General features: G+C 38.3%; 21 protein-coding genes and 1 pseudogene. 3 read left to right on the forward strand and 19 right to left on the reverse strand.

Annotated features, from left to right (window positions below; all coding sequences use genetic code 11):
- From K8O68_RS21540 to K8O68_RS00525, 11 genes and pseudogenes are all read right to left on the reverse strand, one after another.
- Window positions 1–94: class III lanthipeptide (locus tag K8O68_RS21540; protein WP_370640462.1), on the reverse strand; the 94-nt coding region annotated here is incomplete at its 3' end.
- A gap of 34 nt (window positions 95–128) precedes the next feature.
- The gene (locus K8O68_RS00480; RefSeq protein WP_230894986.1) at window positions 129–260 is read right to left on the reverse strand and encodes a class III lanthipeptide; all 132 of its coding nucleotides are present in this window, start codon (window positions 258–260) and stop codon (window positions 129–131) included.
- Window positions 261–430: 170 nt separating this feature from the next.
- Complete coding sequence (lanKC, locus tag K8O68_RS00485) at window positions 431–3,034, reverse strand: class III lanthionine synthetase LanKC (RefSeq protein WP_230894987.1); 2,604 nt, start codon at window positions 3,032–3,034, stop codon at window positions 431–433.
- Window positions 3,035–3,194: 160 nt separating this feature from the next.
- Window positions 3,195–3,848 carry an ABC-2 transporter permease gene (locus K8O68_RS00490; RefSeq protein ID WP_230894988.1) on the reverse strand — a complete coding sequence of 218 codons (654 nt, stop codon included), beginning with the start codon at window positions 3,846–3,848 and terminating at the stop codon, window positions 3,195–3,197.
- On the reverse strand, window positions 3,845–4,699 hold the full coding sequence (locus tag K8O68_RS00495; protein WP_230894989.1) for an ABC transporter ATP-binding protein: 855 nt from the start codon (window positions 4,697–4,699) through the stop codon (window positions 3,845–3,847). Before K8O68_RS00495 ends, K8O68_RS00490 begins: the two co-directional genes overlap by 4 nt.
- A gap of 61 nt (window positions 4,700–4,760) precedes the next feature.
- Window positions 4,761–6,041, reverse strand: coding sequence for an EF-P 5-aminopentanol modification-associated protein YfmH (gene yfmH / locus K8O68_RS00500; protein WP_230894990.1), 1,281 nt, complete (start codon window positions 6,039–6,041; stop codon window positions 4,761–4,763).
- Between the two features lie 7 nt (window positions 6,042–6,048).
- Complete coding sequence (locus tag K8O68_RS00505; RefSeq protein WP_230894991.1) at window positions 6,049–6,486, reverse strand: insulinase family protein; 438 nt, start codon at window positions 6,484–6,486, stop codon at window positions 6,049–6,051.
- Between the two features lie 43 nt (window positions 6,487–6,529).
- The gene (locus K8O68_RS00510) at window positions 6,530–7,696 is read right to left on the reverse strand and encodes an AAA family ATPase (protein WP_230894992.1); all 1,167 of its coding nucleotides are present in this window, start codon (window positions 7,694–7,696) and stop codon (window positions 6,530–6,532) included.
- A 392-nt stretch (window positions 7,697–8,088) separates the two neighbouring features.
- On the reverse strand, window positions 8,089–9,591 hold the full coding sequence (locus K8O68_RS00515) for a recombinase family protein (RefSeq protein ID WP_230895026.1): 1,503 nt from the start codon (window positions 9,589–9,591) through the stop codon (window positions 8,089–8,091).
- Window positions 9,494–9,697 (reverse strand): hypothetical protein, encoded by a 204-nt coding sequence (locus K8O68_RS21545; protein ID WP_230895030.1) that lies wholly within the window; start codon window positions 9,695–9,697, stop codon window positions 9,494–9,496. The genes K8O68_RS00515 and K8O68_RS21545 overlap by 98 nt, the downstream gene beginning before the upstream one ends.
- A 61-nt stretch (window positions 9,698–9,758) precedes the next feature.
- A pseudogene (locus K8O68_RS00525) lies at window positions 9,759–10,106 on the reverse strand (sigma-70 family RNA polymerase sigma factor); the annotation flags it as partial.
- A 150-nt stretch (window positions 10,107–10,256) separates the two neighbouring features.
- On the opposite strand from K8O68_RS00525, the gene K8O68_RS00530 reads away from it, so the two are divergent.
- Window positions 10,257–11,081, forward strand: a complete 825-nt coding sequence (locus K8O68_RS00530) for an aldo/keto reductase (RefSeq protein ID WP_230894993.1) — start codon at window positions 10,257–10,259, stop codon at window positions 11,079–11,081.
- 434 nt (window positions 11,082–11,515) lie between these two features.
- On the opposite strand, the gene K8O68_RS00535 is transcribed toward K8O68_RS00530, so the two are convergent.
- Window positions 11,516–12,367: an STAS domain-containing protein gene (locus tag K8O68_RS00535; RefSeq protein WP_230894994.1), complete on the reverse strand. Its 852-nt coding sequence runs from the start codon at window positions 12,365–12,367 to the stop codon at window positions 11,516–11,518.
- A 119-nt stretch (window positions 12,368–12,486) separates the two neighbouring features.
- Here K8O68_RS00535 and K8O68_RS00540 point away from each other — a divergent pair, with 119 nt between their 5' ends.
- Entirely contained in the window at window positions 12,487–12,861 is a 375-nt protein-coding gene (locus K8O68_RS00540; protein WP_230894995.1) for a winged helix-turn-helix transcriptional regulator, read from the forward strand.
- Window positions 12,862–12,976: 115 nt separating this feature from the next.
- Here K8O68_RS00540 and dapF read toward each other — a convergent pair whose 3' ends face one another.
- From dapF to K8O68_RS00575, 7 genes are all read right to left on the reverse strand, one after another.
- Entirely contained in the window at window positions 12,977–13,945 is a 969-nt protein-coding gene (dapF, locus tag K8O68_RS00545) for a diaminopimelate epimerase (protein ID WP_230894996.1), read from the reverse strand.
- Between the two features lie 32 nt (window positions 13,946–13,977).
- A complete protein-coding gene (locus tag K8O68_RS00550; protein WP_230894997.1) occupies window positions 13,978–15,000 on the reverse strand; it encodes a dimethylarginine dimethylaminohydrolase family protein in 1,023 nt (340 codons plus the stop codon).
- Between the two features lie 141 nt (window positions 15,001–15,141).
- Window positions 15,142–15,312: a hypothetical protein gene (locus tag K8O68_RS00555; protein ID WP_177174181.1), complete on the reverse strand. Its 171-nt coding sequence runs from the start codon at window positions 15,310–15,312 to the stop codon at window positions 15,142–15,144.
- A 185-nt stretch (window positions 15,313–15,497) separates the two neighbouring features.
- On the reverse strand, window positions 15,498–16,514 hold the full coding sequence (locus tag K8O68_RS00560) for a metal ABC transporter substrate-binding protein (RefSeq protein ID WP_370640460.1): 1,017 nt from the start codon (window positions 16,512–16,514) through the stop codon (window positions 15,498–15,500).
- 266 nt (window positions 16,515–16,780) lie between these two features.
- Complete coding sequence (locus K8O68_RS00565) at window positions 16,781–17,548, reverse strand: PRC-barrel domain-containing protein (protein WP_230894998.1); 768 nt, start codon at window positions 17,546–17,548, stop codon at window positions 16,781–16,783.
- A 438-nt stretch (window positions 17,549–17,986) separates the two neighbouring features.
- On the reverse strand, window positions 17,987–19,675 hold the full coding sequence (locus K8O68_RS00570) for a glycoside hydrolase family 13 protein (RefSeq protein ID WP_230894999.1): 1,689 nt from the start codon (window positions 19,673–19,675) through the stop codon (window positions 17,987–17,989).
- Between the two features lie 13 nt (window positions 19,676–19,688).
- Window positions 19,689–20,717 carry a substrate-binding domain-containing protein gene (locus tag K8O68_RS00575; RefSeq protein WP_230895000.1) on the reverse strand — a complete coding sequence of 343 codons (1,029 nt, stop codon included), beginning with the start codon at window positions 20,715–20,717 and terminating at the stop codon, window positions 19,689–19,691.
- Between the two features lie 140 nt (window positions 20,718–20,857).
- Between K8O68_RS00575 and K8O68_RS00580 the strand changes: the two genes are divergently transcribed.
- Window positions 20,858–22,849, forward strand: a complete 1,992-nt coding sequence (locus tag K8O68_RS00580; protein ID WP_230895001.1) for a S9 family peptidase — start codon at window positions 20,858–20,860, stop codon at window positions 22,847–22,849.
- The last annotated feature ends 2 nt before the right edge of the window (window positions 22,850–22,851 follow it).

Below are 22,851 nucleotides of genomic sequence, written 5' to 3' on the forward strand. Positions count from 1 at the left end.
TTGTTGTAACGGTCCAGGTCCAAGTCGCTTCCACCGCTTGGCCTTTTCCGTCTGCTTCATCGGCGAACTTCTGCAATTCAAGTACACTTTTCATTTTTTCACCCCCTTTATTTAATGAAGAACATTTTTTAGCAATGATTACTGATCGACGATGTGAAACCGCTGGTTGTTGTAACGGTCCAGGTCCAAGTCGCTTCCACCGCTTGGCCCTTGCCGTCTGCTTCATCGGCGAACTTCTGCAATTCAAGTACACTTTTCATTTTTTCACCCCCTTTATTTAATGAAGGACATTCTTTTAGCAATGGTTACTGATTGTCGTTTTACTGTCTTATTTCATGTTGTTTCTAACGCTGGCTTTTTATCTTCTGATTTATGGATAGATCTTTGCTATTCATACAACTTCACTATTTCCATTAATCAATCGTGATAGTTACCTAGTTATTGATAGCTTCTTCGCTTTCGTTCTCCCTAGGAATGCGTCTGAATTAACCAACGGTAACCAGTAAAGTGGATTGTTTTTAACAACTCCCATTAATGCTAGGATTATTCCTGAACTACCTGTGTATATATCATCGGACAATCTATAAGAGAACTGTCCTGGATATACATAATAATCATCTCTTTTTATTAAAAACATATTCAGCAAACCCAAAACCTTATTGATAGCATCCCTACGTTTACTCCCTTCTTTTAACATAGAAGGTATTAAAAGGAAGCTGCCGGCGCCATCAAATAAGCCCCCGCTAACTGTACAGCGCGTCTTTGACAATTCAAAAATTGCATTCAACTCATTCTCGTAAAGTTCCTGTCCACTCACATGATTGAAAAACCAGATAGATATTGCGACACCAATAGATCCTCCAGAAAGATAAGGTAACAGTCGATTTCTATTATCAAGTGTTTGCAAAACACCGGTCACCTCATCCTTTCTGGTTTTTTCTAAGTCTTCTTTCAATAGTAACTCTGCCTTTTTTAAGTAAACTTTGTTTCTCGTTACTGAATAAAGTGCTGAATAAAACAGAGATACTCCACAAAGTCCGTCAATTAAGCCAATATTAACTCCCATCCAATCATTCACTTTTAACGCTTCATCCTTAACTCTATTAACTTCAATTAATTCTTCAATTTCTTTGGCCAGCTGTAAATGTTCGCTATCATTTGTTTCCAGATATAAACTAATTACGAATAACCCGAACCCAGAAAGCCCTGAGCGTAAAGAGATATTAGACTCTGACATATTATCCTTTAAAAACTTCACTTCATTTAAAGCAACATCAATATAACCTCTCTCATAAAGTAAAGCCAGTATTCCTGTTTTTCCAGTAAGTAATCCTTTGGATTCATTAAGGGGTAAATGATCTACTAAAAAGCTTTCAATCCAGCTGTCTACTTCTTCTGTCTTTAAATTGTTTTTTGTAAGTGTAAAAGCAGCACCGCTTCCTCCAGTTAAAAAGTTAAATTTCCCACCATCCATCTCAAATTGCCTAATATCACCGTTAACGAATTTGTCATCTTCTGTTATGTTTAACTTAAGACCTTTTGTTAACTTATTAATAATAGAAGTCAGATTAAATTCAGCTGCATAACTATTAGTATTTGTAATATTGGGTACATATTTTTGGTAATTATTTATTTTCTCATCGCATTTTTCCTGTAAATCTAAAATAAAATTAAAATGAGAAGGTCCATAATTTTTTTCCATCCAATTTAGGTGATTATTTTGTAAATGCCCGTCTAAATCCTCTGAAGAAAGGATCGGAAGTGACATATATTCTATTAACTTCTTCAAACCGTACCAATCTCTTGCGCCGCTAACCTTCATTTCCTCCGATACAAATCCCATCGTAAACATAAGAGGTTTTTCTTCAGAATATATATCCGTAGATGTTTCAAAATCTATCATTCTAACAGTCAAGTCCTTAGTTATTATTACATTTGCTGGCTGCAAGTCGCCCATTGCAATGCCTTCTTTGTGCATTTCTTCTACTAGATTGAATAGTTGTAACAAGATTTTTTTACTTTTTTCAGGATATTGAGTTAGTTCAGGACTGTCTTTATAGAACGGGAAATTTTCAGCTAGCCACTTCCGCAAATCCTGGCCCTCGATAAATTCCTCAACTAAAAAATGATGCTCCCATTCTTGGAAATAATCTATCAAATTCACAACCCCGGAAACATCTTTTAGTTTTTTCAAGGCACCCAATTCCATCTTCTGTCTCTGCAAAGCATCTTTACCCATCCCATCTAATCCAGCTTTTGGTCTGGCCTCCTTGATAATCACTCTTAGATTATCTTTTTTCCGAGTGGCCAGATAAACACCACCTGCGTTACTGTAGCTTAGTGCAGCTTCAATATTATACTGGTCTAATTTGCTTTCATTCTCTATTTGCTCCGGCTTATTAATTCTATTAAGATAATCATCGAAATCCTTCACAAAATCGGGCACCTGGTAAAATGGAGTTCTTTCGTCTCTGATTAGATTCCCTTCATCATCTCTAATACAGTGCTCTCCATGCTCATTATTTATAATCTTAAATCCTCCATACCTGTAGAACACATTGCTATCTTTCCACCTCTTATCACTAAGAATATAAGGGCCTTTCTCGAATTCACTGGTTATAGACGAAATATCTTCCAATAACTCAATGAAGATTTCGTTATTAGGGGGGTATACTGTCAAAAACTTACCGGATGATGCCCGGTTTGCATTTTTCGAATTAACTTTAATGAAGCTCTCCCTATCCTTAAGGTGCTTGAACTCTATCCTTTTATCTATGCAAAAACGAGCAACCTTATCTAACATTTCGGGTGCATCTTCTAATAATGAAGTTACGTGAATCTTCCACCCTTGATCAGGAAGTAACCCGTCCTTTAGATGATAGTATTTCCAGACTGAGTCAGGGTCAGTGATAACAGCATATGTATTTGGGATTTCATCAAATTCATATCTATTATCCTTCTCTGTCACCTCTGGAATTCCGAAATATTCGGAATTCGGTTTCATGTATTGATGATAAAGCATGTTACCTTCCACAAAAAACACCTCACTTAATTTTTAAATTTATTTACGAACCACCTATGCGTACATAACTCTTTCTAGATGCCTAATATATAAAGGTGCTTGAGTATAAACCTTTCCATTTAACGTTTGAATTGTACATAATTGTACGGGTGGTCCAGTAACAACCCAGAAACTAGAATTCTTTTTTGTTATATATAAAAGTAGATATTATGAACGATACTATGTAGAACGCAATACCGAACATTATATAAATAATAGAAATTAGCAATGAAGAATCAAGATTCAAATTTAAAAATATGGGTTGTTCAATAATGTAACCAATTAAATCTTGTAATCCAAAGGTAACAATAAGCCCTCCCATTCCGCCTCCCAATACAATTGCATCAGATTTTTCAGATCCTAAAATATAGAGGAGTGGATATGCTATTGCACCAGCAAAGAAAACAATGAAAATCCCAAATGATAAAGTATTTAACATGTCATCAGTTGGTGTTGTTGAGACAAGATTATAAAACTGAAAAATACCAAATGATAAAAAAGTGCCGATGATTACAGCAATAAAATAAAAGAAATAGTGGCTTTGTACAATATTATTTCTACTGACAGGTAAAGTAAGTACATACTTGTCATAACCAGATTTGCCCTCGTGCTTAACAACTTCAAGTGCAGGCATCGATACTAACAAAATGACCAATAATGCCACAATACCGTGCAATGAGCCATCTCCAAAATAAAAAATTAAGCAGGAAATCAATATCGCTAATCCTGTATATGCAAAAAAGCTTCGAGATACCAGATAATAGCTTGTTAATAAAAGTGCTGTCATAATGGTTCACTCCTTGTAAAAAAGACAGTAAGTTCTTCCATTGAGATCGATTTTGGTTCAACCTCAGGTGGCAACTTCTGTTTTTCTGATACAAGCACGCTACAATTCGAACCATGGTTCCTTCTAGCAACAATTATATTTTTGTTTATCAGGCCAATTTGGTCGTCTTCAAGCTCTACAAAACCATAATCTTTAAAAACCTTATCTTTTTTTTCATTTAATAAGATCTCACCATTTCTTAAAATGACAATATGGGTAGCTATTTTCTCTACATCGCTCATTATGTGAGAGGAGAGTAGTATGCCTCCGTCATTATTTTTTACAAAATTATCTAACTCTTTTAGCAATTCTTCTCTGGATGAAGGATCAAGCCCGCCGGTGGCTTCATCCAGAAGTAATAATTTTGCGTCATGAGATAATGCAACAGCTACAGATAATTTCATTGACATTCCGCGTGAGAATTTATTAATCTTTTTGTTTGTAGGTAAAGAAAAAGTACCGACTAACCGATAAAAGTATTCTGTATTCCAGGAATTAAACATTTTTTTAAATACATTATTTAGTTGCTTAATGGTAAGGTTAGCGGGGAGATTCATAGCATCGAAGACGACTCCAATTTTTTCTTTAAAACCGGCTTTTTTGTCATTATCCTCTTCGCCAAAGATCTTCACTGTACCGCTATCTTTAGAAATCAAACCAAGTACTGTTTTAAATGTTGTGGATTTCCCCGCCCCGTTATCGCCTACGAACCCAACAATTGATCCAGGTGGCACGTTGAATGTAATATCTTTTAAAACAACTTTATCATTAAAAGATTTGCTAAGATTTTTGATCTCTAAAAGGTTTGACATTTTTCCACTCCTAAACAAATTTGCTTTTTATCCTATTAAATCTTTAAAGACACAAAACTTCCTACCTATCCCCTTTTACTATGAGCGACGTTCTTGAATATTCAGAAAGATGAAACTGCAGTACTTCTTCAAGATCTTTTTCAGATAACTCTTTCAGTGTAGGCAATACGTCAAATAAATCCATTTGATTAAACTGGTATCGTGAAAACTGGTTAGCTATAAACTGAGGAGAATTAAGGGACCTTAAGAAGCCTCCAATCTTTTTATTAATTGCTCGTCGAGCATTTAATATTGGGGAACTTTTAAACTTACTGATTGTTTCTTTTACAATAGCTATTACTTTTTCAGGTTCTTGACTGTCCCCACCTATTACTGAAAAACCAAAGCCCTTTTCATTTACACAATCAAAATCAAACGATTCATCTATATAACCATTTCTGTACAATTTTTCATACGCGTCAGAGCTTTTACCAAACATGAGTTCAAGTAAAACACTCTGTGCCAGCTCATATGTAAGAAGTTCCTGACCTTGCTTAAAAGGTTTTGGGTCTTTATGACCGATAAATACTTTAGGGGTACCAACAGGTAAATTCAAAACACTGGATCTTAATTTTACTTTTGAATCCTCATGAGGATAAATCCGTTGAATATCTCCAGATCCGTGGAATTCTTTATTCTCTTGATTGTCTCGAATAAGGCTAAATATCTCTTCTGGAACCACAGGCCCAGTAACAAAAAGCAGCATATTTTTAGGATGATAGAAAGTGTTATAGCAATTATATAAATCCTCTTTTAATATTTGATTAAGAGAAGTTATAGTTCCCGCAATATTAGATTTAACTGGATGACTCTTATACATATTCTCTAAAATTCCGAATCGGCTGCGCCATTCAGGATTATCATTTTTCATCTTAATTTCCTGTTCAATGACGCCCTTTTCCCTATTTAAGGTTTCATTGGTAAAATACGGACTTTGTACAAAGTCTAAAAGAAAAGTAAGATTCTTTTCTATGTGTGATGTAGCTGACAATGTGTATGCAGTACGATTAAAAGTAGTAAATGCATTTACAAAAGCTCCGCGTGCAGCAAATGTTTGGAAGACATTCCCTTTCTCGCTTTCAAACAACTGGTGTTCCAAAAAATGCGCCAGGCCTTCCGGAACGTGAGTAATACCACCTCCTTTGAAAGGTATAAAACTGTTATCTACTGATCCAAAGTTTGTTGTGAAGGTAGCGAAGGTCTTCTGAAAATTATTTTTAGGAAGGACAAAAACTTCCAGACCATTACTGAGCTTTCGATGATGAATTATCTCTCCTAACTTCACATAATTAATTGAATTCATAATTAAATTACGCCTTTCCATTTAAAAAGTATATAGTATCAAGAACCCATTTATTAGCAGCAAGGATAACATCATTTTTTGTTATGTTGTTAATTCTTTTAATTCGATCAGTTATTCTATTTGATAAACCACTATCAATTGCCTGAACAGAAATATCCATTATACCTAATGGAGTGTCAGATGCTTCCAGCAATAAATTAATCAACATTGCTTTACCTTGTTCAACATCAGCTTCTGTAAAATCCCCTTTTTTTAATGCATACTCCTGGTTTCTTATAATTTCAATCGCCCGATCGTAGTCGTTAGGGTCAATTCCAGCCATTGCAATTAATAAACCTTTATTACTTTCAATATGCGAGTGAGCGAAATAAGCTAGACTTTCCTTTTCACGTAGATTAATAAATAGTTTAGAAGAAGGAAATCTTCCAAAGATTGCATTTGCCACTCGGGCAGCTTCATAATCCTCAGACTTTATCGTAGTAAAGGTCCTATAACCCAGTGCACTTGGCTCCTACTTCAGTATTTGGGAACTCTGTATCCTGATATGCAACATCATGGTACCTCCTTGCTGCAGTCCACAAGTTCATCCATGGATTTGAACCAACACCTTGTAATGGCTGTTTATTAAACGCTTCATCTGTAGCTATACGAAGGGTTTCCTTTGCATCTATATAACGATTGTGATTATGTAAAAAATTATCGATATTGATTTTTCTTAATCCTTTAATTACTTCCTTAATGTTTTCTCGTAAATTTATAGCATCCTTTATTTTCCTTTCTAAATCTTTCATATGTTTTTCAGGATTTGATTCTAATAGCATGCTTAAATCTTCATTTAATTGTTCCAATCTCTCATCATCTTTATCTGTAAAAGTACATATTTCTTCAATTTCTTCATATGTTGTTTTTCTAGAAATACTATCAACAAATGATTTTACTTTTGTACCTTCTTTGAATATAGGTATTAGAGGTTTGCTCTCTTTGAGAGATTCTTTTTCTTCAGTAAGTTTTTCTTTTATCCTATTCTGAATAGTCGCTAATGAATTAAATATTTGTAGTTCACTCGGTATAAATACAACACTATTTTCTGTTTCCGCGTAAACCTGTCCACACTTAGAATCATAAATACTTATATGTGATAACCACCGATCAGGAGAAGTATTCATATCTCTGTGTATTGTTTGTACATTTTGGTTTTCATCTATAATTTGTATTTCGGCAGTACTACCACTTTCGTTATCCTCTTTATAAATGTTTGGATGGATTATTGTATTATTATCAACTGCACGACAAGACTGCTTTAAGACCTTTGCATAACTTGATTTCCCAGCTGAGTTATCTCCATAGATTACTGTTAGGCCTTCTGTATTAAATTCAATTCCATATTGTTGATCTACTGCAGCTACATTGATCATATTATCTAAGGATTTAAGCTTTATCCCTTTGTCTAACTTCTTGTCAGGTATTGTACCTTTAGACAACTTACTTATTATTGGCTTTCTAGAGTCAATGCCTACACTTGTTAAAATATTTGCACCTACTTGAGAAAGTTCTTCTTCACTAAGATCACTTTTTTCATATAACCTTCTTAATAAATCATTTTGCCAATCAGGGAGTGCCATTGACCATTGCCAGATTTCTTCATGAAGTTGCAATTCTATCTCCTCCAAAAAATGTAGTATTATCATCCCTTCTGTAATCCATTATATGGTTAATATGATGTTTGTTAAAGAGGTTTTATATTCTTCAACAATATTCCTTTAGTTGAAATCAAACACCTATATGAAGATACTTCTTTACTTTCAGTAATGGCTACTTCAACATTCTATATCCACATTTCTGCTTTAAATAATACTCTTGTTAAAGGATTCTTCCCATTACTGAAACAAGAGCAGCTACAGCTTATTCTGTTATCGCTTTTCCGTTACTGTATGAATTTCAGGTATGAGTTGAAGGAATCCTACTGCAGTGAAATACAAAAAACCCGATCTTCACTGATCGGGTCTTTATAAATATTTACACTAAATAGAATAAAAAAATACAACTATTATAAAGTGAATATTTTAACATTGTTATCTGCGTCCACTCTTATTTCTTTTATCACACATCTAATTATTTTTCTTTTATCACTCATTCTTAATCGGTCATTTTCTAATGATAAATAATAGATACTTGCCTTTTCTAATAGGTCTTCAAAAATTGTATAATCTTTTTTTTCTTCAAGTAATTTTGTTTCTAATTCGTGTTTATCAATTAATAATTTGTTCTCTTTATCCTTAAGTTCTTTTAACTTATCCCGTACGTCCTCCTCTTGAAAAAAATCCTCATTTGTTAATAAATTTAGTAAGCGGTTTCGACCAGTTTTTACCCTGTTTAATTCTATACAAATTCGATCTAATTCTTTTTTTTCGTAAGTAAATTGATTGTCTTTAACTTGATCTTTAGCAGCTCCCAACTCTTTAGGGTTTGTAAGCCATATTTTTAATTCTTTCCATACATCACTATCTAACTGTTCACAATTTATCCGATTCCCACAGCCTTTATTTTTAGCTCCTGCTGTATTTTTCACATCCGTGTATTCTCTATGATAGGATCCCCAGTTTTTTGCTCTTCTTCCTGTCATGGTATTTCCGCATTCCGCGCATCTAACCAGGCCGCTTAATAAGTATTCGTGCTTACTGGTCCCTCTCCAGCGTCTTCTAGATTCTTTTAATATTGCTTGAGTATGTTCATACTGTTCTATTTCAATTATTTTAGGGCAGGGAACCTGAATCCAATCCTCTTCAGGCCTTGCTGTCATTTTTACTTTTTCACTAGATCCATACTTATTAGCAAGCATTCCCTCGGTATTCCAGCGATTTTGGAAAAATTCCCCTACATATGCTTTATTCATTAAAATTTGCCTGACAACCTGCCTATGCCACTGCTTCGCATTCCTTTTAGTTGGAATCCCCTGATTAGTTAAGTATCTAGCTATCCCATTAATTCCTTGAACATCACTTTTAGGAGATGTAAACAGTTCAAAGATCGTACGAACAACACTCGCTTCATAACTATTTATAACTAGCTGCTCTTTTTCCTTGTCGTAGTCATAACCGTAGATTTGATAATCCCGTATTACTTTTCCTTGCCTGGCCTTCTGGATACGGCCACGACTCATACGTTCCGTAATCTTTTTCTTTTCAAACTCCGCTATAGCCCCTCGAAGCTGATAAAAAAGCATCCCTTCTGGAGTCCTTTGATATTCACCGTTAACAAACACTAGCTCCACTTTTTTCTCAATTTCTTCGGATACTATAAGCTGATTCATGAGCTTTCTCGAAAGCCGGTCAGGGTCCAGACAAACAACTTTACTCAAAAGCCCCTCCCGTAAATCATGTCGCAGCTTGTTTAACGCAGGACGATCGAGGAACTCTCCTGAGAGCCCCCGATCCACGTATTCTATCACCTCACTAGTCTGTGCTTTCTCCCTGCAGGCCCTCAGCTGTTGCTCCAGGCTGTACCCGCTTCTCGCCTGTTCCTCCGTCGATACTCGAGCGTAAATTCCGATTGTCATGATGTTCTGGTTGCTCCTTCCTGTAAAGTTCTTTCAAATAGTGGTAAACATTTGAACGAGCTTTTTTCGAAAGATCCCCTTCTATGATGCGTATGTTCACGGACTTTTCCCTCCTCGCACTAACCTATGTAGTGAGGGAATTGTCCCATGCGCTCTTTTGACATTAGAACTTCGTTTTCAATACACCGTGCGGCATAGGTTGCCAGTTTTGTGCCTTTCCCTGACGAATAGCTTTCTATGGCCTTTATAAGACCGATCGTACCGATGGAAATAAGGTCTTCCGTGTCTTCTCTCGTGTTTTCAAACTTCTTGACGATGTGTGCCACCAAACGCAAGTTATGTTCAATTAGCAGATTACGGGCGTGTTCGTCTCCTTCTTTCATCAGTTCAATGTATTTCTTTTCTTCTTTTTGGCTCAGCGGCTGCGGAAACGCATTGTTTTTAACAAACGAGACAAATACAAGCAATTCTTTGATAAAGTGCGTGACGGCTGCCAGAATAGTTGACATGCTTTCACACCCCCTCCTTTGCTTCGTTTTCTATGTATATGCCCATCTCAGCATGAGAGTGTCTGTCTTATTAAAATAGGATTGTAAGGCGCTTACATACAAGGTTATGATATACTTGTGAATGAAGTAACTATTTGGAGGAGTGATTAGATGAAGGTGATAACTCTTAATAATGGGGTCACCATGCCTCAGCTTGGATTTGGAGTATGGCAAGTCGAAGACGAGAAAGCAACACCAGCAGTTATCAAAGCTTTGGAAACCGGTTACCGTTCGATTGATACAGCTATGATCTATAAAAATGAACGTGGCGTAGGTAAAGCGATCAGACAAAGCAGCGTGCCAAGAGAAGACCTCTTTCTTACCACAAAAGTGTGGAATGCCGATCAAGGATATGACACTACTTTAAAAGCTTTTGATGAGAGTCTCGAGCGCCTCGGTCTGGAATACGTCGACCTTTATCTCATTCACTGGCCGACTCCTGAATATGATAATTACGTAGATACATATAAAGCGATGGAGAAGCTGTATAAAGACGGGCGTGTCAAAGCGATTGGCGTCTGTAATTTTGAAATTCACCATCTTCAGCGCCTTTTAGATGAGTGCGAGGTTAAACCGGTTTTAAATCAGGTGGAATGCCATCCATTTTTAGCCCAGAATGAATTAAAAACTTTTTGCAAAAAACATGACATTTACGTAGAAGCCTGGAGTCCACTTATGCAGGGCGGCGAAGTTCTGAACCATCCTGTCGTTCAGGGGATTGCCCGGGACCATAACAAAACAGGCGCCCAGATAATTATACGCTGGCACCTGCAAAATGACTCAATTGTTATTCCAAAATCAGTGACACCTTCACGAATTGAAGAGAACTTCGATGTGTTTGATTTTGAATTAACAGATGATGAAATGGAACTAATAAATAATTTAGACCGGGGCATAAGAAAAGGACCGAAACCTGATGAAATGAACGTGAGGTAGCCCTTAATCAGGGAAAAGTAAAAATACAAATAAAATAGCGGGATAAACCTCATTAATTAAGAGGCTGGGACAAAAGAATAGTAATCATAAAGAAAGCCGAACAAAATTCGAAAATTTTGTTCGGCTGTTCTTTTTGAGAAAAGGAGTGATTTCAGTCCGCCAGGCGGACGCTTGCCCAGAGGCTTGTCTTCAACTAACTTTCCCGAAGGATTGTTTCGGGAAAGTGGATCTTCAGACTGCGCTTACTCCCTGTGGCGTCGCCGCCTTCTGTCCTTCAATCAAAAAGCAGAGGATAAAATTATTGTTCGTCCTTTACAAACTTGTCTTTAGTTTTGTCTCACCCTCAATTCTCTGGGCTTTCATGCGGGGAAATTATTTAAATATTGTTTTTACTTGACTCGGGAAAAGAGACAGCTTTTTGATAAACCACGCCTTTATTTATAAGGCGATTTATTATTTTCTTTAATTATTTCCATACTTGTTAGTGCCTGTTTAACAGTTGCTTTAATACTCACTTTTTCAAAGGTTATATCCTGCTGAATGACTGTCATGGCAATGTTTGACCGGACACCAGTGAGGGTAATATATACACCAATAAGATCTAAAGATTTAGTAACCATGTTTAAATGTGAGGCTACTATATCATCTATTTTGGGCACTCCTGACAGATCAAAAATCAGTCTGTTAATTTTACGGTCTTTACATTGCTGCAGAGTTTCATGCAGCAAATACCGGCCTCTTGATTCATCAATAGCCCCGATAAGCGGACAAATGGCTGTGTTTCCAGTTACATTAATGATAGGAACAGACAATTCATTCAGCTTTTCATTAAACTTTTCTTCTTTAAGATTTGATAAGGCCACATGGAATTTCAATACTTCTTTAACAGCATACTTAATCTCTTTATTCAGTAAATCATGGATATATAAAAGTTCATCCGCTGTAAGATTAAAAATATCCTGGGCTTCTTTTTTGAACATTGTCCATATAGTTTTTGACAAGTCGTAAAGACTGTCAATCACAGTTGTGACAGCAACACTGTTCCCCATCAGTTGCTGCTCTTTAATATTTCCAATAAGAGGTGTTAACGGGCGCTTACGTGAAGAGGAGGCTAATAAGTTTTCCTGAAAGCGATGAAGAAATTGAAAGAATATGTCTCTAAGAGGAGCTGTATCATGGAGGCTTGACATGTCTTCATGGATGAGAACTTTACTAATAAGTTCATTTTCATTTTCTACTAGGTAATTAACAATGGCTTGGGATATATCTCTTCTTTCTCGAGTCATAGTCTTCCAAAAACTCCTTTTAAATAAGACCTTTAAATCAAAGTGATGTGATTACTAGTGTGGCACAGATTTTTCTCTTATGTAAGAAGTATATTTTTATATACCAGGGAGGATCGGCTATGGAAACAAAAGAAATTAAGGCTATTAAAGCGACATTGGATATTGTCTGTGGCAAATGGAAAGCAGCTATCTTACTGCTGCTGATGGGAAGAACACTGAGGTTCAGTAAAATTAAATCAAGCCTGCCTTTAATTAATCATCAGACTCTGATTAAACAATTAAAGGAACTTGAAAAGGACGGTTTAATTGAAAGAAAATCCTATAAAGAGGTACCTCCGAGGGTTGAATATTCCGTAACGGAGTATGGAGCTGAATTAGAAGGAATGCTGAAAGAAATGATGGATTGGGGAGAAAAACATTTGGAACTGAATTCCAGAATCCCTAAAGAAGATGAAATTATTCTTCCGGTAGAAAGAGATAAAACGCACCAGTAAGAAACGACGGGGATCGGACAAAGGAATAGTGATCATATAGAAAGCCGAACAAAATTTGAAAATTTTGTTCGGCTGTTCTTTTGAGAAAAGGGGTGAGATCAGCCAGCACAGATTTTTATGCCATATTTTCAGCTGCTTCTGCTAGCTTTGCATAGTTTAAAACTTCTTCTTCATAGGCTGTTTTTTCAAGAATTTCTGCATTTTCAGGATTTGAGAAGTCAATTTCCACACTGGCGCTGAATTCGTAGGTCGCATTACCACGCAGGCGGATAAAATAATCTCCCTGCCCATCTTTATGGACGAGGCATTGAACCATGCCTCCCGGGTTAAGAACAGTTATTTTCTCATCAAACTGGTTCAGCCCCAATAAGCATGAAACGAGGCTGGAAGCTGACATGGCTGTACCGCATGCATTTGTCAATCCTACCCCGCGCTCGAACGTCTGAACGAAAACCCGTCCATCAGCCACTTTCTTTAAGAAACTGACATTGACTCCATTTGGCAATACCTTTTTTAACATATTTGCCTTCTCCCCAATTTGCTTTACGTCAGTTTCATTGACTTTGTCTACCACAGTCACGATATGCGGATTTGGGACACTTAAAGCTGTAAACGTTAAGGACGGGTGCAATTCTTTAATCGGCTTATCAATATGTTCCGGCTCATCAGACCTTAAAGGAATCATGTCAGGGCTCAAAGATACGGGTTCAATAGCTACTTCGTATGTCGGAATGTTTTCAAAGATCTCTTCCACACGGGCCACTTCCAAATCGGCTTTCATTGTTTCAATTATGACCGTATCCCGGCCCATTTTTTCTGTTACATACCTTGCGACACATCTTAAGCCATTTCCGCACATTTCAGCTTCTGAGCCGTCTGTATTAAACATGCGCATTCTCGCATCAGCCTGATCGCTGTGTTGTATGAATAATGTGCCGTCTGAACCGATTAATTTATTTCTCGCAGCAAGCTGCTTTGTAAGCTTCACACGCTCTTCATCTGTAAATGGATATTTTTGATCCATCTCATCAATTATAATAAAGTCATTTCCTGATCCATGGCATTTCAAAATGTCAATCTTCATACTTTTCTCTCCTATCCAATTCTTATCTCTTTCTAATGATAGTAGTTTTCTGGTCTCATGACAATTCGTTTTTGGGCGGCAGATAAACCCTCATGTTTTTTATACAGCTCTCTTTTTAAAAATGCCGTCATACAATGAATGACCCCCCACCCGTTGATGATTTCATCCATGTCTGTTTCAAGGACTTCTATTTTATTTTCTTCAAGGAGTTTTTTCGTTTCGGGTGCTCCGGAAGGCATAACGACTTTGCCTGGTTCTAAAGCTACGAAGTTCATACTCATTCCCTCTTTTAATTCTTTTATATTGTCTAATTCGATTAATTCAATACCTGCTTCCTGCAACTGTCTCGCACATTCATAAGTAACATGCCGTGGAAAGATCACCATTTTCTTTTTATCGGCCATATTCATAAATCCATCCAGATGAATGGAACCATAGGGAATCTGTGTCTCTATAATATTCTTTACTCCGATGTTTTTTAACTCGGTTATAACCTGTCCCGCTCCTGATTTGTTTGTCCGGCTGCCGGTGCCGATAATTACTGTTCCCCTGTCAACCCACATTGCACTCGCCCCTTCAAAGTAACCCTCCCCATTAATTGTTTTAATAATAGGGACACCGAGTTCCGCAAGTTTAGCTGCGACCGCTTTTTCTTCACCGCGGCGTGCCGCAATAGCCGGCCGGCAGACAATCGCTCCTTCAGGGGTCATAAACCTGAGGTCTCTCATAAACATAGCATTCGGTCTGTCCTGCCTTTGATGACTGATGTAATGTACTTTGACACCGTGTTTTTTATAGAGCGATGCGAGCTGATCCTGCTGATGCCTCGCTCTATCCGGATTTATTGGCGCTTTAAACCGATAGTCTTTAAAATTAGTTTCCGTTATATTTTCAATTTCATTTCCAGGTCTGTGCATAAGCACAGATTTTAATCTCCCCACTTCTGAATCACAGTACCAGTCTCCCCAAAGCTCTTTCATGTCTACTGAAAAAGAAGTCTCTGATGGAAACCAGCGCTCTCCCTGAACCTGCAGTCTGCTTTCGTTCTTTCCCAATCGGCACACCTCTTCCTGAAAGAAAATTTTACCAGCTCATTAGTTTTAAAAGTTCAATTATACTTTACAGAACTTCCTCAGACAGAAGGAAAAAACCTGCCATTCTTTAATGACAGGTTTCTTTCTTGCAAATTTATTTATTTAACAGCAGTCACTTTCGTTTCCTTTCAGGACTAAACCGCCGCCCTGAGGTGTTTCCTGGTACTCAAGTGCCATGCCGCCTGTCTGGCCGTGAATATGCTTATCAAAGGCAACTTTGATACCGTTAACTTCTTCCACTACATCATCTTCTGTTGGCTCATCCAGAGCCAATCCCAGCTGGGGACCGCCTCAACCCATGCCGGCAATAAAAATCTTGATGTTCGATGCGTTGTGTTCATTCAGGATCCCCTGAATATAACCTTTTGCTTTGTCAGAAATATTCATCATTTCACCTCAATTAAAAATACATTTAAAGGTATTTTAACAAGATCTAAGGTGAAATACAAAATTTCTGCTTAATTTCCGCTTAGACCGTCAGTTAAGACTTCGGCATTATGTCTGAGCATTTCCAAATAAGTCTCGGCACCAGAACCTTCCTGTCCTACCGCGTCCGTATACACCTCTCCAGCTATCTCTACGCCTGCGTTTTCAGCGACGGTTTCCATATACCGCTTATCAACAGTCGTTTCAACGAATACAGCCGGAATTTCTTTATCCTGAATGACATCAATCAATCGATTGATCTGTCCGGATGTTCCTTCTTCATGGGAGTTAATTTCCCAGATTCCTTCAGTTTCAAAACCGTAATCTTCCCCGAAGTATTTAAATGCGTTTTCGCTTACTACAATTGTACGGTGCTCTTCAGGGACAGCATCCACTTTTTCTTCAATCCAGGCATCCAGCTCATTTATTTCTTCTAAATAAGCATCTGCGTTTTCCCGGTAGATATCTTCACCGTCAGGATCCCTTTCACTTAAATCATCTACAATATTTTCAATATAGTAGGAAGCATTTTTAGGGCTCAGCCATGCGTGCGGGTCAGGTGCACTTTCACCTTCAAGCGGAATTTCCGAGACCCCTTCAGCTAATGTGAAAACAGGCGTATCAGAAGCATTATCTACAATTCTTTCAAGCCATTCTTCCAGGCCTAACCCGTTAACATAAAAGACATCGGAATCACTGACATTTCTGAAATCACTTGGTACCGGTTCATATTCATGCGGTTCTTCCCCTATCGGTACAATGTAATCTACTGTTCCTCTGTCCCCTAATACTTGTTCAGTCATATCAGCAATAACTGAAAAGCTGGCCGTTATATACAGTCCGTCTTCTTCCTGGTTGTTAGCATTATTTTCCGTTTCATTCATATTTGAATTATTATTTTCTGTTTCGTTCGTATTTGTATTATTATTATTCCCTGCAGCATCGTTTCCGCCGTTCTCATTAGCTGCGTTATTCTCTCCGCACGCTGACAAAAGTAAAGCAGAAGAGACTAACGCTGCGGCCACCCCTTTAATTTTAAAACGATTCATTCTCTATCCTCTCCCTTTAAAAATAATATAGACCCGGGGCCTCGAATATAATATATGCCCTAAGTAAATGATGTTTCCTAAAATTCAATGTTTTAACCCTAACTATAAAAGTTGTACAAAGGAAACTTTTAAATTACAAAGCAAATTATACCCAATATATTTATTGATGTAAAGAACCTTTTTAAAACTATAGGTAAAAAATGGGGGGTCTGTCCCCCTTCACTTAAAAACACCTTCAACAAATATGTTGAAGGTGTTTAAGAAGATTATTTTTTATAGTGGAGCCACAAGTCAGCTTCTCTTCTGTCACTTAAATCCATTTCCGGGCGATATTCCGGTGCATCCTCAATTTGCTGGCGTGTGACATCTATACTCATTTGTGCAGTATCCCAGAAGATCTCATCAATCCATTGCGGGGAAATGAGAACTTTCTTTCCGCCTGGCAGCCATCTTCGGGTATCCACAATGAAGTATTTAATTTGAAAAGTAGAACCGTCAATCAACAGATCATCTATTTTACCAAATGTTTCATCTTTAACGGAAAGCGTATATCCGGTCACATTTTTCGCCTGATGAACATATGTCCGGTCGTCACCTTGTTCCGGTTGAAGCAGCTGTGCTTGTTCATTCATCATATCATGCGGTGCTGCCGTGGTTCCCCATACACCGTTGCCAACCCAATAAGGGTTCAGCCGGTAATGCAGAGTAAAATCTTTTTCGAACTTTCTCGTGACAGGTTCCTCTCCAGGATCGGGGGATTTTTTAACCTCGTCGTTTGAAAGCCCTGCTCTGATTACTTCATTCTGATGATCGACTTTCTCCACAGAAACAGGAGATATAAATGCCTGATCAGACAAGAATGTTTTACCTGTATTAACTACTAAATAACGGATCGTCCATTTAATCTCATCAAAATACACGTCTTTTACTTTACCAATTTCTCCGTCGTTACCGTAAACTGTATAAGAATTTAGCCAACTATAATGAAGGAGCATATCAACCAGCCTTTCTGACAAATAGGGTTTGGTTTCCATTTTCCCTTAACTCTCTCAGGAGAAACATCCTCTAAAAACAGTCAGAGTGCTAATTGGCATCTATAAACGATGCTGGAACAAAAGAATAGTAATCATAAAGAAAGCCGAACAAAATTTTCGAATTCGAATTTTGTTCGGCTGTCCTTTTTTGAGAAAAGGAGTGATTTTAGTCCGTCAGGCGGACGCTTGCCCCAGGGCTTGTCTTCAGCTAAATTCAACTCAGCCTGGTGCTTCGTTGAATTGGATCTTCAGACTGCGCTTAATTCCTGCGGCGTCGCCGCCTTCTGTCCTTCAATCAGAAAAAGCTGAGGCTATTTAATAATTGGTAAAACTAAAAGTAACCCACCTTATAAAATGTTTGGTACAAATTATTGTTCGTCTTTTACAAACTTGTCTTTAGTTTTGTCCCAGCCTCGCCGTTTCACACCAAACTCATTTTTACTTTCTAATCCGATAAACCCTTGCTTCATATGGTTTCAATGTAAACTTATCACTTTCTGTATCTTCGACTTCATAATTCGAAATAAACAGTTCTTTATTTGCCTGTTGGTATTCACCAGGGATTTCCACTTCAGGGCTGCCCTCATAGAAATTACAGTAGACGAGCAATGTTTCCCCGTTAAGTTCCCGTTTATAAGCAAATACTTCTTTATGATCATTAAGCATAATATCAAAACTTCCGTTTACCACTGTCTCATTCTGATGACGGAGCTCTATTAGTTTTTGATAATAGGAAAAAATAGAATTTTCGTCATTGACAGCGGCGGCGGCATTAATTTCTTTGTAATTTGGATTGACTTTAATCCAAGGTGTACCGGTTGTAAAACCTGCATTCTTACTGTCATCCCATTGGACAGGTGTCCTGGCGTTATCCCGTCCTTTTACATAAATTCTTTTCATAAGTTCTTCATGGGATACACCTTCATCGCGTTTTTCCCGGTACATATTCAGCGTTTCTATATCTTTATAATCATTAATATCTTCAAACTGCACGTTTGTCATTCCAAACTCTTCTCCCTGGTAAATATAAGGCGTGCCCTTCATCATGTGTAACAGTGTAGCCAGCATTTTAGCCGACTCTTTATGAAATTTGCCGTCATTACCAAAACGTGAAACCATTCGGGGCTGATCATGATTGTTCATATACAGGCTGTTCCATCCATCTTGTTCGAGCGCTTTTTGCCATTTCACCAGATTATCTCTCAAATCTTTTAAGCGAAGCGGGCGAAGATCCCATTTTCCTCCCGGCCCTGAGTCCAGATCGACATGTTCAAACTGAAAAACCATATTCAGCTCTTCATTTTCTTCCTTTGTATAGTTAACTGCTTCATCAGGTCCGACGCCCGGCATTTCCCCTACAGTCATTACATCATAATCTTTTATCGCTTCCTCGTTCATTTCATGGAGAAACTCATGAATGCGGGGGCCATTCATAAAATATTGGCTGCCAGATACATATTTTTCGCCCTCGGGGTTAGGCGCATCCGGCAACCCTGGCACTTTAGAGATAAAATTAATGACGTCCATGCGGAAACCGTCAATTCCTTTATCAAGCCACCAGCGCATCATCTCATAAACTTCCTGGCGTACAGTGGGATTTTCCCAGTTCAAGTCCGGCTGCTTCTTGGAAAACAAATGTAAATAATACTCACCAGTCGTTTCATCATATTCCCAGGCCGATCCGCTGAAGGCTGATTCCCAATTATTCGGTTCGGAGCCGTCTTCTTTTCCAGGCCGCCATATGTAGTAATCCCTATAGGGGTTGTCTTTGGACTTTCTGGATTCAGCAAACCAGGCATGTTCGTCTGATGAATGATTGACTACAAGGTCCATAATAATTTTTAACCCTCTGCTGTGAGCTGCTTCTAATAATTCCTCCCAGTCTTCCATCGTTCCGAATTCATCCATAATGTCTTTATAATCACTAATATCATATCCATTGTCATCGTTTGGAGACTTGTAGACCGGTGACAGCCAGATAACGTCAATTCCCAGCTGTTTTAAATAATCAAGCTTTTCAGTAATGCCTTTCAGATCTCCAATCCCGTCCCCGTTGCTGTCATTGAAACTGCGGGGATAAATTTGATAAATGACACTTTCTTTCCACCATTGTTTTGTCTGACTCATTTTATCTGCCTCCTTATAAAAATAAACCTTTTGTTTTTGATCGTTCAAGAACAGATTTCCGTTCTATAATTCTGTGTTTAACGATTTTATTTTTATTAATATTCCCCTTATTTTCCCTGATCGATAATATCAGCTCTACCGCTTTCTGCCCCATCTCTTCCAGAGGCTGTGCAATGGTTGTTAAAGGGGGAATAGCCATTTCCGCTGCCATTGTATTATCGTATCCAAGCACCGCTAAATCGTCTGGTACAGAAATGCCTTGTTCATAAGCTTCTGATAAAACACCCGCCGCCATTTCATCACTCACCGCAAACACGGCTGTAAATGGTTTCTCGGCTTTCAGGATGTTTTTAAAGTTCTCTTTTCCAGACTGGAAACGAAAATCACCATATGCTGTCAGAGATTCTTCTACTTTAAGGTGATGGTCTTTCATTGTTTTTCGAAACCCCTCATCTCTGGGTTTACCAGCGATAGGATCTTCCAGGCTCCCGCCTATAAAAGCAATCTGCTTATGTCCTTTTTCTATGAGATAACGTGTCCCGGTACAGGCCGCCTGATAATCATCTACTTTCACATAAGGAAAAGGGTGCGTTAATGATTGTGTTGACACAAAAACTGCAGGACATACCATACTATTAAGCATCTGGCCCTGGGATTCCGACAATTGGTCACTCGCATAAATAATGCCATCCACCTGTTTCTCTTTTAACACTTGCAGATCCTGAATCGCCCGGTCTTCTTTAGAGTCAGTATGACAGACAAAAAGGCTGTAACCCTCATTTCTTGCCGTTTCCTCCATTCCTTCCAGAAGCTTAGAAGCAAAGAGACCGGAAAGCTTAGGAAGCAGGACACCGATGGATTTTGTTTCACGTCCGACGAGACCTCTGGCAATCGCATTTGGAGTATAACCGAGTTCCTCGATTGTTTTTAACACGCGTTCTTTTGTTTTTTCACCATAACCTTTTTGACCATTAACGATCCGTGAAACTGTTGCAATAGATACCCCTGCCTGCCTGGCAACATCTTTAATTGTTATACTCACTTTATTTTTCTCCTTTTACGTAAACGTTTACTCTTTTTAATTTATCACAGTATGTAAACGGGTTCAACAAGATATTTATTTCGGTTTACGAATTTTTTTGATAAAATTTAAGATAAATCTGTTGGAAAAGGAGAGAACTAATGGAAACTAAAAGAACACTTACTATTGACGACTTAAAAAATATTAATGTTTTAACCGAGCCCCAGCCATCACCTGATGGAAAAGAATTTGCTTTTGTAAGACAGTTTATAACCGAAGAGGATAATTATAACTCCCACTTATTTGTCCAGCGTTTTAATGAGGACACACCAAGACAGTGGACTTACGGCCCGGGAAAAGTTCTCTCCCCACGCTATTCACCGGATGGCAGGTGGATCGTTTTTGTTTCAGCAAAAGAAGAAAAAGCAAAGCCCCAGCTGTATCTCCTGCCCTTAGATGGCGGTGAGGCTAAACAAGTGACTAAGCTTCCTAATGGAGCTTCCCAGCCGTATTGGTCGCCCGATTCTTCTAAAATCCTTTTCACGACTTCCTTTGAAAAAGGATCACAGCCGGACAATCAATTAAACGGTAAAGGTGACACTGAAGAAAAAAAAGCACCGCTGATTGTTGAGCGGTTAAAATATAAATCTGATGCAGCCGGTTTTCTGGATGAAACGAACAAGCAGCTTGCTTTGTATGATTTAAATAAGGATGCAATAGAGTTTATAACTGATGATGAATTTGATGACGAACCTTCCGGATGGTCACCTGACGGAAAAATGATTGCTTATCATTCAAACAAACAAGGCGACGAACATATTGGATCAGATATTTATATGATGGATATAAACACTAAAGAGCATTATCAATTAACAGACGGCAAAGGAATATTCTCTCACGGGGTATTCTCGCCTGATGGTAAAAAAATTGCCTGTTACGGACATACCAAACAATTCGCAGGAGCTACCCACTCAAAATTATGGATAATTGATGTAGCTGCACACGACGAAAAAAAATGTTTAACTAATCACTGGGACGTTCATATGGGCGATTCATGTATAGGAGATATCTTATCAGGACAATCGAACCCAGGTCCCCTGTGGACAAAAGACGGGAAGTCTTTGCTGGTGCAGGCAAGCGTTAAAGGCAGCACAAACCTCTATAATGTGTCACTTAGCGGCGACATTGAACAAGTCACATCAGGGGATCAACATGTATACAGCTGCAGCCTGCATCAGCAATCAGGAAAGATCATTGCAGGCATAAGCACCCCTGTAAACCCTGGAGAAATCTATTCCTCCTCATTAGAAGACAGGTCACTAAACGAACTGACTTCTATGAACAAACCTTTTACAGATAAAGTGAACCTGCAGACACCTGAAGAAATTATAAGTATGTCGAAAGACGGTAAGTCTGTACAGGGATGGCTTCTTAAACCGGCAGGATTCACCGAAGGAGAAACTTATCCTGGAATTCTTGAAATTCACGGCGGCCCCCATGCGATGTATGGAAATACTTTTTTCCACGAGCTCCAGCTGCTGGCTGCTAAAGGATATGCTGTTTTCTATGCCAATCCCCGGGGCAGCCACGGGTACGGCCAGGAATTCGTCAATGCCTGCAGAGGAGACTATGGAGGAATGGATTACGAAGATGTGATGGTTTTTACAGATACTGTAACAGACCATTATCCATGGATAGACAAGAAGCGTTTAGGAGTAACAGGAGGCAGTTACGGCGGGTTTATGACAAATTGGATTGTTGGACATACTAATCGCTTTAAAGCAGCTGCGACTCTGCGTTGTATATCCAACTGGATCAGTTTTTACGGCGTCAGTGATATTGGCTATTTCTTCACTGAGTGGGAAATAGGGACTGATCTATTAAAGGACCCTGATAAACTGTGGAAACATTCCCCTTTAAAATACGTGAATCAAATAGAGACACCTTTATTAATCATGCATGGGGAAAAAGATTTCCGCTGTCCTATAGAACAAGCTGAACAGCTATTTACGGCTTTAAAACAATCAGGAAAAGACACCCGCTTTGTAAGGTTTCCTGATGCCAATCATGAATTATCACGAAGCGGACCTCCTCACTTGAGGAAAGCAAGACTGCAAGAATTAACCCAATGGTTCGAAAAACATTTAAAATAAAC

It is taken from the genome of Salipaludibacillus sp. CUR1, from assembly GCF_021028955.1.
Classification (GTDB): Bacteria; Bacillota; Bacilli; order Bacillales; family Salisediminibacteriaceae; genus Salipaludibacillus.